22 protein-coding genes and 1 pseudogene are annotated in these 15058 nt (G+C 41.5%); 11 read left to right on the forward strand and 12 right to left on the reverse strand.

The features are described from left to right. Positions 1–12 precede the first annotated feature (12 nt). The 4 genes from ACFG4S_RS01340 to ACFG4S_RS01355 all read left to right on the forward strand — a co-directional run bounded on the left by ACFG4S_RS01340 (position 13) and on the right by ACFG4S_RS01355 (position 1498). Positions 13–222, forward strand: a complete 210-nt coding sequence (locus tag ACFG4S_RS01340; RefSeq protein WP_392530211.1) for a hypothetical protein — start codon at positions 13–15, stop codon at positions 220–222. A gap of 89 nt (positions 223–311) precedes the next feature. Next, on the forward strand, positions 312–644 hold the full coding sequence (locus ACFG4S_RS01345) for a hypothetical protein (protein ID WP_392530212.1): 333 nt from the start codon (positions 312–314) through the stop codon (positions 642–644). Between the two features lie 87 nt (positions 645–731). Next, positions 732–1130, forward strand: coding sequence for a hypothetical protein (locus tag ACFG4S_RS01350; protein WP_392530213.1), 399 nt, complete (start codon positions 732–734; stop codon positions 1128–1130). Positions 1131–1348: 218 nt separating this feature from the next. Then, positions 1349–1498, forward strand: a complete 150-nt coding sequence (locus ACFG4S_RS01355; RefSeq protein ID WP_392530214.1) for a hypothetical protein — start codon at positions 1349–1351, stop codon at positions 1496–1498. On the opposite strand, the gene ACFG4S_RS01360 is transcribed toward ACFG4S_RS01355, so the two are convergent. Together ACFG4S_RS01360 and ACFG4S_RS01365 are read right to left on the reverse strand one after the other, a co-directional pair. Beyond that, complete coding sequence (locus ACFG4S_RS01360; RefSeq protein ID WP_392530215.1) at positions 1489–2139, reverse strand: KilA-N domain-containing protein; 651 nt, start codon at positions 2137–2139, stop codon at positions 1489–1491. The genes ACFG4S_RS01355 and ACFG4S_RS01360 overlap by 10 nt on opposite strands. Before the next feature lie 109 nt (positions 2140–2248). Further along, positions 2249–2560, reverse strand: coding sequence for a hypothetical protein (locus ACFG4S_RS01365; protein WP_392530216.1), 312 nt, complete (start codon positions 2558–2560; stop codon positions 2249–2251). On the opposite strand from ACFG4S_RS01365, the gene ACFG4S_RS01370 reads away from it, so the two are divergent. Beyond that, positions 2547–2738, forward strand: coding sequence for a hypothetical protein (locus ACFG4S_RS01370; RefSeq protein WP_392530217.1), 192 nt, complete (start codon positions 2547–2549; stop codon positions 2736–2738). The two genes, ACFG4S_RS01365 and ACFG4S_RS01370, sit on opposite strands and share 14 nt — an antisense overlap. A gap of 32 nt (positions 2739–2770) precedes the next feature. Here ACFG4S_RS01370 and ACFG4S_RS01375 read toward each other — a convergent pair whose 3' ends face one another. The 5 genes from ACFG4S_RS01375 to ACFG4S_RS01395 form a co-directional block, all read right to left on the reverse strand. Next, positions 2771–2983 (reverse strand): hypothetical protein, encoded by a 213-nt coding sequence (locus ACFG4S_RS01375; protein WP_392530218.1) that lies wholly within the window; start codon positions 2981–2983, stop codon positions 2771–2773. 10 nt (positions 2984–2993) lie between these two features. Further along, positions 2994–3290, reverse strand: a complete 297-nt coding sequence (locus tag ACFG4S_RS01380) for an HNH endonuclease (RefSeq protein WP_392530219.1) — start codon at positions 3288–3290, stop codon at positions 2994–2996. Positions 3291–3582: 292 nt separating this feature from the next. Continuing rightward, positions 3583–4779, reverse strand: coding sequence for a tyrosine-type recombinase/integrase (locus ACFG4S_RS01385; RefSeq protein WP_392530220.1), 1197 nt, complete (start codon positions 4777–4779; stop codon positions 3583–3585). Between the two features lie 62 nt (positions 4780–4841). Continuing rightward, a complete protein-coding gene (locus ACFG4S_RS01390; RefSeq protein WP_392530221.1) occupies positions 4842–5378 on the reverse strand; it encodes a hypothetical protein in 537 nt (178 codons plus the stop codon). Positions 5379–5534: 156 nt separating this feature from the next. Beyond that, positions 5535–6206: a hypothetical protein gene (locus ACFG4S_RS01395; protein ID WP_392530222.1), complete on the reverse strand. Its 672-nt coding sequence runs from the start codon at positions 6204–6206 to the stop codon at positions 5535–5537. A gap of 181 nt (positions 6207–6387) precedes the next feature. Between ACFG4S_RS01395 and ACFG4S_RS01400 the strand changes: the two genes are divergently transcribed. Continuing rightward, positions 6388–7257 (forward strand): DNA/RNA non-specific endonuclease, encoded by an 870-nt coding sequence (locus tag ACFG4S_RS01400; protein WP_392530223.1) that lies wholly within the window; start codon positions 6388–6390, stop codon positions 7255–7257. 5 nt (positions 7258–7262) lie between these two features. Here ACFG4S_RS01400 and ACFG4S_RS01405 read toward each other — a convergent pair whose 3' ends face one another. Then, a complete protein-coding gene (locus ACFG4S_RS01405; RefSeq protein WP_392530224.1) occupies positions 7263–7667 on the reverse strand; it encodes a nuclease A inhibitor family protein in 405 nt (134 codons plus the stop codon). Between the two features lie 189 nt (positions 7668–7856). On the opposite strand from ACFG4S_RS01405, the pseudogene ACFG4S_RS01410 reads away from it, so the two are divergent. Next, positions 7857–9345 (forward strand): annotated as a pseudogene (locus ACFG4S_RS01410) (IS1380 family transposase). 394 nt (positions 9346–9739) lie between these two features. Next, on the forward strand, positions 9740–10144 hold the full coding sequence (locus ACFG4S_RS01415) for a hypothetical protein (RefSeq protein WP_392530225.1): 405 nt from the start codon (positions 9740–9742) through the stop codon (positions 10142–10144). 25 nt (positions 10145–10169) lie between these two features. On the opposite strand, the gene ACFG4S_RS01420 is transcribed toward ACFG4S_RS01415, so the two are convergent. Then, positions 10170–10517, reverse strand: a complete 348-nt coding sequence (locus ACFG4S_RS01420; protein ID WP_392530226.1) for a hypothetical protein — start codon at positions 10515–10517, stop codon at positions 10170–10172. Between the two features lie 193 nt (positions 10518–10710). Between ACFG4S_RS01420 and ACFG4S_RS01425 the strand changes: the two genes are divergently transcribed. After that, positions 10711–10923 (forward strand): hypothetical protein, encoded by a 213-nt coding sequence (locus ACFG4S_RS01425; protein WP_392530227.1) that lies wholly within the window; start codon positions 10711–10713, stop codon positions 10921–10923. An 84-nt stretch (positions 10924–11007) separates the two neighbouring features. Here the strand turns inward: ACFG4S_RS01425 and ACFG4S_RS01430 are convergent, their stop codons facing one another. Further along, a complete protein-coding gene (locus ACFG4S_RS01430; RefSeq protein ID WP_392530228.1) occupies positions 11008–11289 on the reverse strand; it encodes a hypothetical protein in 282 nt (93 codons plus the stop codon). Between the two features lie 439 nt (positions 11290–11728). Next, entirely contained in the window at positions 11729–12001 is a 273-nt protein-coding gene (locus tag ACFG4S_RS01435) for a GlsB/YeaQ/YmgE family stress response membrane protein (protein WP_392530229.1), read from the reverse strand. Positions 12002–12339: 338 nt separating this feature from the next. On the opposite strand from ACFG4S_RS01435, the gene ACFG4S_RS01440 reads away from it, so the two are divergent. Continuing rightward, positions 12340–12708, forward strand: coding sequence for an S-layer homology domain-containing protein (locus tag ACFG4S_RS01440; RefSeq protein WP_392530230.1), 369 nt, complete (start codon positions 12340–12342; stop codon positions 12706–12708). Between the two features lie 222 nt (positions 12709–12930). Here ACFG4S_RS01440 and ACFG4S_RS01445 read toward each other — a convergent pair whose 3' ends face one another. Then, the gene (locus ACFG4S_RS01445) at positions 12931–14484 is read right to left on the reverse strand and encodes an FAD-binding domain-containing protein (RefSeq protein WP_392530231.1); all 1554 of its coding nucleotides are present in this window, start codon (positions 14482–14484) and stop codon (positions 12931–12933) included. A gap of 68 nt (positions 14485–14552) precedes the next feature. Between ACFG4S_RS01445 and ACFG4S_RS01450 the strand changes: the two genes are divergently transcribed. Further along, on the forward strand, positions 14553–15050 hold the full coding sequence (locus ACFG4S_RS01450; protein ID WP_392530232.1) for a hypothetical protein: 498 nt from the start codon (positions 14553–14555) through the stop codon (positions 15048–15050). The last annotated feature ends 8 nt before the right edge of the window (positions 15051–15058 follow it).

Below are 15058 nucleotides of genomic sequence, written 5' to 3' on the forward strand. Positions count from 1 at the left end.
TTAGAAGAAACTATGTTTGAAGGTGAAGATAAGCCATGCAAGATGAGAACTATCACAGGAACATTTAAATACTGCAACTCTGGCAGGGAAGAAACTAAAACAGTGACTTGTCTTTTTGATGAAAGAGCAGAACAGTATGAACTGACAAAAGTTTATGTATTTGAATTTGGTTGCAAGTTGATTTTCTCTAAAACAGATAACCATTTTTTGGTTAATGATTAGTGCGATCGCCCTTCATCCTCTAAGAAAATAGTTCTGTAGCTTGTGTCAAATTTGGTAAAATCATTTAAATAGTATTTTTTTAGCATTCTATGTTTACCATCTCTGTTTACCTAAATACTAAACTATTCTCAAACGACAAATACACATTTAGCTTAAATGAAAGTCAAACATCTACTATTCGCTTTGATGAACTATCTTTAATCGCAAAGCTTCATCTAAAAAATATTGAAGAGGATGAAATTTTAGGTGTAGCGTACAGTCTAACTCAAACTAGAGAAAGAGACTGGTATGAAAATCCTGAAATAGAGCTACTAGTAACAGGTGAACAACGTTCAACTAGTGTAGGGGACGTGTTTGGATACAATGATAAATTTTGGATGATATCACCTTTTGGATTTACTGAAATTCATCCACAAAGATAGCGATCGCTCCTTATACTCTAAGAAAATGAAGGAGTATTCACATACCTTATAAAGGTAGAATACAAAAACTGCAAGCACTTAAAAACGATGCAAACACTACCACTAGAACTTGAATTAGCAGCATCTCAAATTGCTGCACAGCACTATCCACACAGACGGTTTAAGCTAATTTATAAAATTGTAAATAATTTTATTGATATCGAATTCCAAGGATACTATACAGAGGAATTTGTTAGCTCACGCAACCGCCCATCAAATCCAACTGATGATTTTTACCGTAATAAAAAAATAGATTTCACAGTTGGTTATGGAAACAATCGGCTCTCCCTATCTGCATGGTGGCGAAGAGCGATATTAACTTTTGATTACAATTCTAAATCTTGGAGCAATGAAGATGGAGAAGAAATTGCTTGTCCCTATCCAGATGGTGAACAATTCGAGATAATTGCAGCAGCACTCTACCCCTTGCTACAGCAGCATTACTAGTTAAAAGAATAAGGCGATACTTGCGGTGGGCTGCGCTTACGCTAACTTTCCTCTGGTGCAGACACACACTACTTGCGTTCGCTTGTAAATTGCTCCTTGGTGATAGGTGAAGGAGCGTTGCGCGTCTATGAAAAGGTTCTAGTTTTCTGGAATTCGCTATCTAGGCGGTGTAGTCCTTATTAGAACAGCGACTTATAAATAACTTCTATTAATAGCCCTTGGGGAATATAACCCCATCAAAAGCCCAAGTCTCACCACCTGGGTTTTTTGGTTTAAGTGCGATCGCACATTGGCCAAGACACGCGATCGCTACTTATCCTCTAAGAAAATGGGGAAGCGATCGCACCACACCCCCAACTTACTCGTAGTTCCTAAGTCTGCGGACATCCCAAGGCAATGAGCGCTGGCTTTGCCTCAAAATAGACTCATAAGCCTCTGGCGATAACCAAGAACCATCCTCTAGTTGCTGGTAGCCTTCAGGTACTTGTTCTGGTGGGGTATTTGAGGGAAGAGTCCAGGGGCGTTTAGGTTTGGCAGATGGTAAGGCACTAAGACGCTGCTCGATTTGTTCGAGACGTTGATTGATGGGGGTTAGCGCTTGCTCAACGGCGGCGGTGATGGTGGCGGCGAGAGATTCGCTATTAATAGGGGATTGACCAGTAGTAAGCCATTGCTCAACCCATTCCTCTATTAGATACCCAAATTCATCGCTCAACCAAATACCAAACCTGATGGCTAGTTTGGGATGTATCCAAGTGCCGCCACCATTTTCAGGAGAACCCTGGAATACTTGATATAACTCAATTACGGGAATTCCCGTCTTTGAACTGAGATGCTCTAAAGTCTCTTGTGTTCGCTTATTTGACAACCATTCACCAACATCTCGCCTTTTACCAGTTGCTAGTTTATAAGCCCTAGTTAAGGCAGTGGCGTTGATGTAGCCGTCTAACCGTCGTTGCTCTACTACAGAGTCATTAATGTTGTGTGCAATTACAGCAAGTTTGTTCATGGTGAAATGCTTTTAAAAATGTAGGGTCAGGTAAGAGGTGCGCTTTTGCGTACCTCAGTAGGGAATGGGAAAATATTCGTTATTGGACAGAAGAAAAAAACTTATCTATTCAAAAAGCTAAAGAAATGACTGGGTTGGACAAAAGAACCTTGTCATCTGCTAAAAAAGGGCAACTTGAGCGTGGGCAGTTTGAGACTCTGTTTAAGCTTAGGGATTTAGCTTCTGAACTAGCTGGCAAACCGCTAACCTTAGAGGAAATTTTCAAAGATGATTGACCCAATAACCATGTTGAAACGTGATGCTTGAGAGGAGCGTCTGCCATGTAAGCGATCGCCACCGGTTCATGGCGGGTACGCCATCGCTGATTGTATAATCCCCAGAAATAAGACCGTTGCGACACCCGCACCATGAATAAAACCACAGTTCACCTCGTTGTCAACATCAATGGTTGTACAATAGTTGTGTTTTATACTGATGCCCATTGCTGGCAATTCCGGGTAATTAGCCCTGGTGGTGCAGTGTTTGGGGAACGCAAGATTTATTACTCGGCTGAAGCTGCACAGAAGGCGGGGCGGGAGTGGATAGGTAAGGGGAGTTGAGGGAAGGCAGGGTGCGAGTTTTTTGAAGCATTTTACTCAACTTCAGTGTCTCCATTACCTTGTACGGTTTTAAGAACTGATTCCAAACGATAGCCAGCCTCACGCATATAATATCCAGCCGCGCCAAGATCTTCAAAAACGTCATCAAATTGAGGATGAGTTTGTGGAAAAATCTTTCTTAGGCGATCGCCCAGTCGCTCTAGTTCTTGCTGAATTGCGATTAGTTCTTGAGTATCATCATCCATACTTACCTACCTACCACAAAGATAGCTGCCCCGGTGTTACATTTGATTTACCACCTTGATGGTATAAAAGGTGGCAAGCACTACATAGGGCTATCAGGTTGCCTCTGTGGTTATTGGCTGGATTTCTGTCCCAGTGATGCACCTGTAGCGTGTATACCCGGCGTTTTGAGCGTGTCAAATCTGATATTTTTTCACCAGGGGGTATGCACTGTAACCCGCACTTTTGACAACGCCATTGGGCTTGTTGCTTAACTGAAGTGGCAAGTTCTGACCAATTGTCTGGGTACAGAGAATGGGTAAACGTCATTGCTTGTAATGCAACTGAGGCTTGACCAATTGTAATATAAATAGCAGCGCAAAAGCCTATTCTTCATCCTTACCGTATGTCACACAAGGACTATCAATTACAATTGCACTTTGGAATGAATTGCAGAAAATGACGGTAGAACAATTCACCCCAAATTCGTCAGGGTGAATGCACTGTATGGCTCCTTCTATTAAGGTATGGAAAGCACAATCATTGCAGATAGTCTGACATTCGCCCACTGCCATCGCACCTTTATCAGTTAAATAAGAACAAGTAACGCAAGATTATCTAATCAAAACCTCGGCAACACTGTACCCGTCCCAGCATCCTTTTTGCGAGGAATATAGGTCTTGGTAGTATCACTCGTAATATGCCCCAACTGATCTTGCACCTCAAAAAGTGGCTTAATTTCCACCGCCCTCGTTGCATGAGAGTGCCTTAGCCAGTGACAGGAAAACTTCACCTTCGCCACCTCGGAGATATCCTGAATCAATCTTTTAATCGCCCGATCGCTCAATGGCAACCCCCGCTTTTTTGGATCAGGCGAGACATTCGGGAACACTGGCATCTTTTCACTAGCCATTCCCCGATATTTTTTAAGCAACTTTGAAGTCTCATGATCTAAGCCAATCTCCCGGTACTTCCCACCCTTACCCCAAAATTTAATTGTGTAATACCCCCGGTGTCTATCCTCCGGCGTTGGGTCAAACTGCCATTTAAAATCGCGCCAATACAAGCCCGGATAATCTTCTTTGGGTTTACCCCGTTCATCACCCGGAACCGTCACCCGACCAACTTCACCAACCCGCATCCCACTATAAAAAATCAAGTTAAAAACTAGCCAATACTGCCCCCCTAACTGCTTGGCAGCATCAGCAAGCTTGGCCATTTCCCAATCTTCGAGATACCGCTCTGCCTTCGGTAAATCACTGAAATTATCGTAATTTATCGTACTTGCAATATTCCGCAAAAAATAGCCAATACTCTCCCCGCTCCCATAACTCCAGAGCGATCGCAATATCAGCACTCGGTTCGTTTTAGTATAAGGGGAAACCTCACCCCAGGAAGCAATAAATTCTAGTAACAATGGTTGCTGAATTAATCTTAAATCAGGTATACCTTCATTACGTACCCAATCAAGCAATTTTTGACCAAAACGGTAGTATTTTCGCTTGGTTTGTTCGCGGTTTTGCGACCCCGCCCAAGCCAAAATTAACTCTTCATCATTACCCACCGCAGGCGTGCGGTAATAATATTGCCGAATTACCTCCTCTACCAATTCTGGAGTTACTTGAGTATTAGTGTTTTTAATTACACTTGGTTGGGGAGTAGGAGGCAGAATTTCTACAGAGCCAATCTCAATATTAGTAACATCCATTTGGTCTTTAGGGTTACACGATGATAAATATATAGCTTCCTGGAAGTGCAGTTTCAGGAAGCTTTTATATTCTACGACAACGCCGTGGATGTGCTTAACTGCTTGCTCCATTATTTGTGGTCAAGCAACACCCCGTTTTTTGTGTTCAAGCTGTAGCATTTAGGCACTTGAAATTATTTCACTGGATGGTAAAGTCCATCTTTTGCATTCCATTCCCAACCTATGCCTCTGGGGTCGCGGTTACGAGTCCAACTGATAAATTCTTTGGTAGTGAGTTTTTCTCTTTCCGGTGCGAGGCTCGACGGACTTAAACCTAGTCGCGGTGCTAGGTTTTCAGGAGGTAATGCAAGGAGTTCAACTTGGGGCTGTTGGTACGGGTGCGCTTGTCTTCGAGGTCTGGTGTTGCTGTATCTACCAGAAGCGTTAGCGGAGCTTATCGTAGATATCGCCCTCTCCATCTGCTCTAACTTCTTGGTAATTGTTTCTAGTTTGTTGCCCAAATGAGATTCCAGATTGTCTAACTTCTCTTCTAGTTTGCCTGAGTTATTGATATCAATATTGCTATCAAACCTAGAGAGCAATTCCTCTAAGCCTTGCAGCAAGGCAATTGTATGTCCCTCTCTGTGCAGTTTGGATAGTTCTTTGACTACTGGAATTAAGGCAGTAGGGACGCGAATCATTTCGCTTGGTGGGGTCTTGTGGTCAGCCATTTGATATCAAATTTGATAGCAATAAACTGATGATAGAGGAAAAGCGTTGCTTGCGGCCGTTAGGCATCGCCCCACCCAATACAAGCGTTCACGTAGTGTCCGCACCAGAGGAAACTTGAGCGATGAGGTAAGAGCGATCGCCAAGCCATTTGATGATTAGCGCAGCCTGCCAAACGCGATCGCGGTTTCTTTTTCCTGTTTAGATTCCCCACCTCGCCAGCGAAATGCGAGCGCCTTGTCAGTACTCTCCACAATCACTCCGATCACTCCTGTGCCTAATCCCGTTTGCTTGTGATGACGACTGTCTTGAGCGTGGGGAGATGAAGTTGAATCGATCACAGGAATCAGCCTTTCATTTACCTGACTTGTGGCAGTTGGTTTACCTCCGATCACCATGACATGACCTGTGTTATGGCTATCACTCTCAGGAGGACGTAGCCAAACCACAATATCTCCTGCACGCAGGCGACTGACTTTCGAGATTTTAACCCAATGGGACGGTTTTAGAGTTGGGTCAGAGAACAATTTGTAAAAATCTTGAGCAAGAGGACGCTTGGATTTAGAAATGGGTACTTCAGCGTAAGCTTGGGGAGAGATTTTCTGCAAGGCATAATCTACAAAGCCTGAGCAATCATAGTTGAAACGTCCGACTACTTCATCGACATCGGTAGAATGCTGATAGACTGAAGTTTTCATTAAAGAAAGTTCACGCTCTGCTTCATGTAATAGCGAAGGGGACTCAGACATACCTAATTCTGGATGGATAGTAACCAGAGCCGCAATTATGGCAACTAAGAGTAAAAAGAAGATAGCCTTTTTTTGATGCATCACTAGGTTCCTTCAATCTAGCTAGTAAAAAATATATGAGAAACAATAAAAAAAATGGTTTTAGTCATAACTAAATAAAAAGCGATACCTACGGCGGCAAGCTACGCTCTTGTAGTCAAAAACTGGAAATCGCCTCAAAAATGATGATGATTAAATTAATCTACGATAGTATCTAAAATTTATGCGTTTAATCAAACGTTTTCAGGCTTTGGCTGTTGCCACTGGGCTAATTGCTCTATTGGGGTGTTCGCCAGCGCAAACCCAGGTGCCAACATCAACAATAGAAAAACCATTGCAGGCAACGCCGATTGTACCTACTAAACCCTCAACCAGCGCTAACCTGCTTTTGGGAAATCCCAGCAATGCGATCGCCCTGGTGGATACTCCTGATAATTATCTGCTGGTTAAAACACAATATGTAGTCTCTTACAACCGAAGCAAGGGAACTCCCAACTGGGCAAGCTGGCAGTTAAATAAGTCATGGCTAGGGAAAGCAGAGCGTCAAGATAACTTTCGCCCTGATAATACTTTGCCTGCGGGTTGGGTGCGGATAACTCCTTCTATGTACTCTGGTTCAGGTTATGACCGAGGACATATTGTACCTTCGGCAGACCGCTCTTTGACGGTAGAGGATAATTCCTCAACTTTCTTGATGACCAACATGATGCCGCAGACACCGGACAACAATCGGAACACTTGGGGGAATTTAGAAGACTATTGTCGAGAACTGGTAAGCCTTGGTAAAGAACTGTATATCGTAGCTGGGCCTTTTGGTAGTCAAGGCGAACCCCTTAAAGGTAAGGTGACGGTTCCCAAATCAACTTGGAAGATAGTTGTCGTACTAGATAATCCTGGCTCTGAGCTTAATGGTATTACTGCAAGCACTCGTGTCATCGCGGTGAACATACCGAATGAACAAGAAATAAACAACGATTGGAGAGCTTATAAAGTCAGTGTTGATGAATTAGAAAAACTCACAGGCTATGATTTTCTCTCCTTAGTTTCGCCAAACATTCAAGAAGTTATTGAAAGTAAAATAGATAATTCGTAAACAGGTCAAGTTTCAACAACTTTTGTGGACAGTCCGATACTGTCTCCCGATGGAGTTTGACCAATAACATAGACATCAATCTCTATTTCCCCAAGGCGATATACCTGCAAATTGCTCAGGTTTTCTTTGAGTGTCTGCACAAGAGCTTGAAATCGTTTGACAGTTGCTTTCTCTTCTTCGCCGTGCCAATCTTCAGGAGTGGTAGCTACTTTGAAAAAATCGTCAACCCCCACAATTTCAACGGGCGTATCTTGTGAATGATTGGTCTGTTGTACAATTTTTTGGGGTGTTACAGGTGCAGCATCTTCCCAAAGAAAAACTTCAAACGGGTACTCAGACTCGCTCATCATGAGTAACCCATTCGCTGCTGTACGAAGCTGTTCTAAAATTTCTGAATTATTTTTAGTCATAAGCACTTAATAGAGCCAACACAAGAAACTGTATCATCCATCTATCTGCTTTTTTAGGCAGTATTGGTGGATTTTTGGCATATTTTAATGTCCGTTGCAGTTAATCGCGGATTTCTCACAAAATCTGAAAAAAAGGGATCAAAAACTGCGAAAATGTATATATAGCAAGCATTTCAGCAGTTATAGAGCATGACCCCAGCTTCGACAGATCGTATACCAAAACAGTTCAGATTTGAACAGCCAAAATCAGTTCCAGTCGTAGTTAATTTCCAGGGTGGAGAAGTAACATCTGATGCAGGTTTAAGCTTAATTGCTGAAATAGACAGAAAACTGCAAATCACATCACAGTTTGCACAGTGTTTCCAAGATTACCGAAAGCCAAATCGAATTGACCATTCAATAGAAGACTTAATTAGACAACGAATCTACGGGTTGGTCATGGGATACGAAGACTTAAATGACCATGAAGAATTACGTCATGATCCGATGTTTGCTCTATCATTAGGAAAAAGAATTGGAGTACAAGATAAGCCTGCAATATTAGCTCCGAAATTGTACATTAAATCGTCTCGAACATTGTCCTGAAGATGTAGAACAAGGAGCAGACAGTCGTTACCATAAAATTGGGCATTCTTCAGAGGCAATTGAAAGTCTATTTGTAAAAATATTTCTAGAATCTTACTCGAAAGAACCACGAAAAATTATTTTAGACTTAGATGTAACTGATGACTTAGTTCATGGAAATCAGGAGCAAGTTTTTTTCAATACCTATTATGGAGGATATTGCTATGCTCCACTTTATATTTTTTGTGGGAAACACTTATTAGCAGCCAAGCTTCGTCCTTCTAATGTAGATCCAGCATTTGGGGCATTAGAAGAGTTGCAGAGAGTTATTAAACAAATACGTCAACATTGGCAGAATGTTGAGATTTTAGTACGAGGAGATAGTGCCTATTCCAGAGACGATATAATGACATGGTGTGAGTCGCAGACTGGAGTTGACTACGTTTTTGGATTGGCGCGAAATAGCCGTTTAATTCAAATGGCTACGGCGACTCAAAATAGAGCCTCGCTTGAGTTTGAGCAGAAGTTATCAACAGTAACTTCATTCTTAGAAACTCTATTTAAACCAGATGAAGAAATTTCCGAACTTGCTTGTGACCTGATTGATAACTCAATTTGGCACAAGTCCTTAGACTATCAGACTCGTGAATCTTGGAGTCGCAGTCGTCGTGTTGTTTGTAAGGTTGAATATGGAATAAAGGGAAACAATATTCGTTTTGTTGTTACAAGTCTTCCTACCAATAAAGTACCCCCTGGTCAACTATACAGACAAAAATATTGTCAGCGAGGGGAGATGGAAAATCGCTTTAAAGAACAACAACTAGAACTTTTTAGTGATAGAACTAGTACTCATACATTTGCAGGAAATCAACTACGTTTATGGTTCTCTTCTCTTGCTTATGTCTTAATGAATGCATTGCGGTCACAATGTTTAGCCAAAACCGAATTAAAAAATTCTCAAGTTGGGACTATTCGGACAAAATTATTGAAGTTAGGAGCCTTAATTACTATAAGCTCACGGCGAATTTTAATTGCGATTACTAGCTCAAGTCCTGTAAAACATATCTTTGCTGCTGCTTACAGATGCTTAAAAATGCTCTCGAATACCGCTTAATTTCAAGTCAAGCAGCATTTCACCTTCTCTCTAATAATATTTTTGGCTTGGTTTGATTCAAGCCTTGTTTTGGATGCTTAATTTTATGAACAGAGTGTTTCAATCTCAGCATAAGCCAAAATATCGGTAACTGTTTTATCTTGATAATTGGTATTTTGTACTTACTTTGTTTACCATCATAAATTTCAATTGATGATGTATCAAAAAATGTCTTACATCAAGCGATGTGAATTGATTTTTTATTGTTTGTGAGAAATTTCGGTTAATCTTGATTGGACACACTAATTCACGCTCGGAGAATTGAATGCGCTTTGGTTTTTTTACTTTATGTGTTCTGGCACTAGCGACAACTTCTGGGCACGCCGCTCAGTCTCCCAAGATCCCAGCACTGGTGATGACCAGCCCGAATTCAGCTCAAGCCAACTACGAAGATAAATGCAGCAACGGCGGTAACCAAGACCTGTTTAATCGCAATCAGTTTCTTAAACTTATGCTGAGTAATAAAAAATCAAAGCTTTCTCAACTGAAAGTAGCTCTCCTCAATGAAATTAAACAAAGTGGTGATGAGCCACGAGGCGAGGGTGTCCATATTGGTGAATGGAATCAAACCTTTCATGACCGAAGTGGTTGTGGCACAAACACTAACAGTTACTCAGCATTTGTTGTCACCGTGACTGGTGGAAATGCAAACCATACGGTCGTGAAATACCTGGTCACGATTGATGACGACGATAACGCAGGCAAAAGAACCCTCAAGATCCGCGACATCCGCCCAATTAACCTACGAAATGATAACTGACCAATGTATCATCTGCCAACTTGCCCTACACAGTATCATCCATCCAGCCACACTCCGGGCAATCCCAATGCACCCGTGCTGACCAGTCCCGGTCAAACTCATATCCACATTGAGGACACTTGCCAGTAAACATAGGATGGGTATCTAGCAGCTCTAGCTGTTGCTGTTGCGTCCGCCGCTGCTGTGGTTGCAAAATCAACTCGCCGTTGTAGTAGCTTGCGCCTTCTGGTTGCCATACTTCCTCTACTTCGGCGTTGGGGTCAAGTCGAAAGTCCAAGCAGCTATCCCCCTGTGGCCCTGCTGGATGTACGGCACAGACGAGGTGAGGATCATGTGAGTAGAGGAGACAGCGATCGCAGTCGGGAATTTTCATAGTACCAGTGTACTGCTTTGAAGCAAACGATCGCTTCCTCCCTGGAATTTTTAAGTGCGATGCCTACGGTGGGTGGTTACGCCATCGCACTTAAGCGGTATCCTTAAATCCTAGCCAGCCACTTTGTAAATGCTAAATCTGGTAGTGATTCTAGAGAATTAGAAACATTGTTGTTTCGCCTAATTTCGGTCTAATGACTAAAAAACAAGTTAAAAACTCTCCGGTTTATACTTATGATTATCCGGTTCATGATTATACAGATAACAGTATTTATCTAGTTATTTACTGCAACGGTAAAAACATTAAATCTCTAAAAAATGAAGATGCACAGTGGTTACTGAAGGCTTTAGAAATCTGGACAACTCCAGAAGATATTCAAGCACTCTTAAGTTCGTATCACTACTAAATTAGCGGAATATTACCCGCTTATGAAGAGATAACACTAATTCTTTCGTTGGGCGTTGGCAGCAATTAGACCAAAAACTATTAACTAATCTTGTTCAATTTCAGCAATTAAATTCCGAAGGTAGTCACGCGCTTCTAACAAAGTTAAATACAAAAAATTACCGTTTTTATCATGTATTTCGTATTCATTGATAACGACCTGATTGGCATCTTCCCCCCACCCAAGACCGTAAATTAATCTTAAAGCACAAGCCTTGCTTCCAAGCTCACCGATTTCTAAAAGTATGTCTTTATATTCCGCTTTTAGCTTCCCTGCCCTAATCATCTCATCAAGTCTGGCTTGATATTCAGCATTAGTTTCACTCATAAAATCAGCTTGGAAACGAAACGAAAGCCCGAAGGCACATCATGATTGCGATGACCTACGGTCGGTCGTAGACGATCGCTCTACACAGTATCATCCATTCATCCAGGCGCACTCTGAGTTTGGGCAATCCCAATGCACCCGTGCTGACCAGTCCCGGTCAAACTCAGCATTGCACCGAGGGCATCTACCTGTAAACAAGTGTACTGCTTGAGAAACAGCGATGCCTGCGGCGGTAAACTACGCTCCTCAAGTGTGCAACTTTTCCTCTAAGAATTTATGAAGGGCGATCGCCCTTAAGGCAACTTGTAAACGTTGCCGCAAATAATATTAGCGCCTACCTAAATATAGGTAAGAGCTATTGTTTTATTTAAATTCAGGGAGAAAATATAGTGAAATGAGTTCCCTGATTTTTACGATTAATTAATTCCAATTTGATTGATTACAAAGCACTGCGGCTAGTTAACGCGTTCCACAAGAAAACAGCGACAATTGCACCAAGAACCGCTACTGCAATACCAGGAATGCTAAGTGTCGGGGCGGCTAATGTCAAGGTTCCTGTACTGAAGAATACACCCAAACTACCACCAACAAAAGCACCAATAATTCCTAATATGATTGTTCCGAGAATTCCGCCGCCTTGATGACCGGGGTAGATAGCCTTTGCAATAGCACCAGCAATTAGACCTAAAACAATCCAAGCAAGAATATTCATTGTTTTAATTTGATAAACGTTTTTTAACTGACAAATACACAATAGCAATCTAAATATTGACATTCAATCTACCAGCAGAATCAACTATTAATAGCCTAGAGTATGAATGCTGTTACTTCTTATGATATACACCTTAGTTGAATAGATAACAAATTAAGAAAAAGCTCCTAGCAGGTCTAAAACTAGGGGCTTATTAATTCATTGCTTGATAATTGCAGTATATGCATTTTTGATTCTTTTTCTCATCTACTTTAAGAATTAAGCTCAAGTTTGAAAGCCGAATATTAATTTGATAAGGTGAAGGAGTAAATGGCTTGTAGCTGCGACCAATGTTTAAGATGTCCTCAATTGCTGGCTTGCTCCCATTCGCCACCGTTACAACTACCTTGGCACTAGCAACAATTATTTTCTATCCATCGAAAACTTTGTCACAAACACCAAGCAACGGGCACAACACAGCTCCCCAAGCAGGTTGCCTATCTGGGTATCCTGATGGTACATATCAAGGTTCGCGCCCAGTTACGCGCTATGAATTTGCTGCTGGCTTGAATACGTGCCTAGAGAGGCTAAATCAACTTATTCCGGTTAACAGGGCAGATTTAGCAACGAAGCAAGATTTGGAAATTTTGCTCAAACGACAGAGCCAATTAAATCAACAACTTCGAGAACTCAACGAGCGAGTTGACACCCCACCTGCTACAAAATAAGTATTCGACAGCAGTTAGTTTATGCGATTGCTCCTCTACCTCGTTTAATTTTTCCTCGCTTGTATTCTGTAAAGGCGATCGCTCTAGAAAGTGTGCAACTTTGACTCGCTTGATTTTATGAAAGGCGATCGCCACTGGAAAAGGCGGATACGCCATCGGACTGTGAGATTTTTATACAAAGATGGAGAGCAGTGATTAGCAGTATTAAAACCCGCTATTGGTTTACTCTAGTTCTGCCTCTAATTCCTTGAATTCTTTGTACTGTCTATCTTTGTGCTGCCAGTATTTATTGACTGTTTCTTTAGCTGCAACTGCACTTTCATATTCTGTTCCACCTTGGAGAGTTAACCTTTCTCTTACTTTTTTACGAAGGTCAGAGATGATTTTACCGTTAACTTTGCGGGTTTTAGCCCAATCTAAAATAGTTTGTGGATAAGAACTAGTGCCAATATATTTACCTAAAATAATTTCTGAGAGAGTGTAATCGTAATCTTTTAGTTCGTTTACCCAATAGTAAATAAATTTGAGGTCTGGGTCTTTTTCTGGAATATTCTTATTTGGGTTATATATGCGAAAAGTATCACTTAAGGGATTAGTAACACCAGCTTGCATCTGCCACTGCCAATTATCAATTGCTAAATCTCCATCTACTAAATAGTTCATATAATGTCTAGCGCCGTGATGCCAGGAAATACCACAGTTGATAGTTAAAAATGTGGCACACATCGCCCTCATGCGAAAATTCATCCAACCCATAGTTTTTAGTTGTCGCATACTGGCATCTAGGAGAGGGAAGCCTGTCATTCCCTGCTGCCAAGCATGAAACAGTTCTTGTTTTTCTGGTGGTAGCTCTAGGGGTGTGTACCATTCATCAAATTCCGGGTAGCGGTTTTTGTAAGCTATTTCTGGGTAAAAATAAAGGCGTTGTGTAAAACTATCGTGCCAGCGTAGACGGTCACGAAAAGCTTTTAAGGAAAATTCTGCCTTGGGTTGATTTGTAAGTTCTGCTGCCCTTGCCTTAGTCTCTTGGTAAACAATGCGAGTTGAAATTGTACCAAAAGTCAGATGTGGTGATAAATGCGATGTTGCGCCTTGTTGTGCTAACCAAGGGCGTGAAAGTTTCCAGTGGTAGCCATTAAATCTACTTTTAATAAATGAATTTAATGTAGCTTGTGCCTGTGTTTCTCCACCAATAAAATATATCTGTTCTGTTTGACAAAAGGCTGAATACTTTTGTTTTAATTCTGGAAATGTAATTTGAGGTACGTTTAGAGAAAGTGAGGGAGTGTTGATACTAGTGGGAGTTGGGTAAACAGATTGTCTTTGATAAGTGTAATATTCGTTAAACCACTGCTCACGTTTATCTTGTGATTGTAAAAAGTTATTTAGCCCCAAATGATAATCGAGATTTAATGCTTGATACAAATTAACTACACTTTTATCTCGGCTAACACCATATTCGACTTGTACATCCCGATTAAAGTAGAGTTTTGGTCTATGTCCCTGTTGTATTAACTGTTGAGTTAATTCTTGTATAATCTCTATAGAATTACCTTCAAACAATATTAATTTGCTACCTAATTTTTGTAAATTACTATCTAGATTCTCTAAAGACTCAAACAAAAACCGCACCCGTGCTTTACCTACATCAACCCATTGATAAAACCAAGGGTCAATAATAAAGAATGGTAAAACTGCGGCATTATTGGCAGACGCTAAGGTGACAATTTCGTTGTCAGCCAAACGTAAGTCTCGACGAAACCACAGAAGGTGCATAACTCAATTTTCTATATCAACTTAGCAATACAATTGTACTAACAAATTTTAATGGTGGAACTAGAACTATGACCTACGCCTACAGCATGGATGACGCGATGCAGGTAGCTAATCAGGCGGCTACTGACATTGAGGCGTGGTTGTGGGGAAAGTCAGAAACCATCAGCGTTGTTAATGTTGAGGATAACCCAGACTACCAACGCAGAGATGTTGACCTCATCTGGACAACACAGAATAGCCAAATTTTGATTGAGATTAAGGGCGATAGGTGGAATAAAACTCGTAACTTATTCTTTGAAACCCACAGCAATTTAGAACGTGGAACCCCCGGCTGTTTTATGTACACTGAAGCAGACTGGCTATTTTATTACTTTGTCAACACTCGGCTTTTGTATCGGTTGCCGATGCCAAAGACGCGGGAGTGGTTTTTGATTACCATGCGGCGGTTTCGGGAGCGCTCAACTACAACACCTGTGGGAAATAGTCACTACACAACTGTGGGGCGACTTGTGCCAATTAGTACGGTGATGATGGAAGTGGCAGGGGTGAAGATGGAGCAGCTGTAGGGGGCGAT

It is taken from the genome of Nostoc sp. C117, assembly GCF_043099735.1.
Classification (GTDB): domain Bacteria; phylum Cyanobacteriota; class Cyanobacteriia; order Cyanobacteriales; family Nostocaceae; genus Nostoc.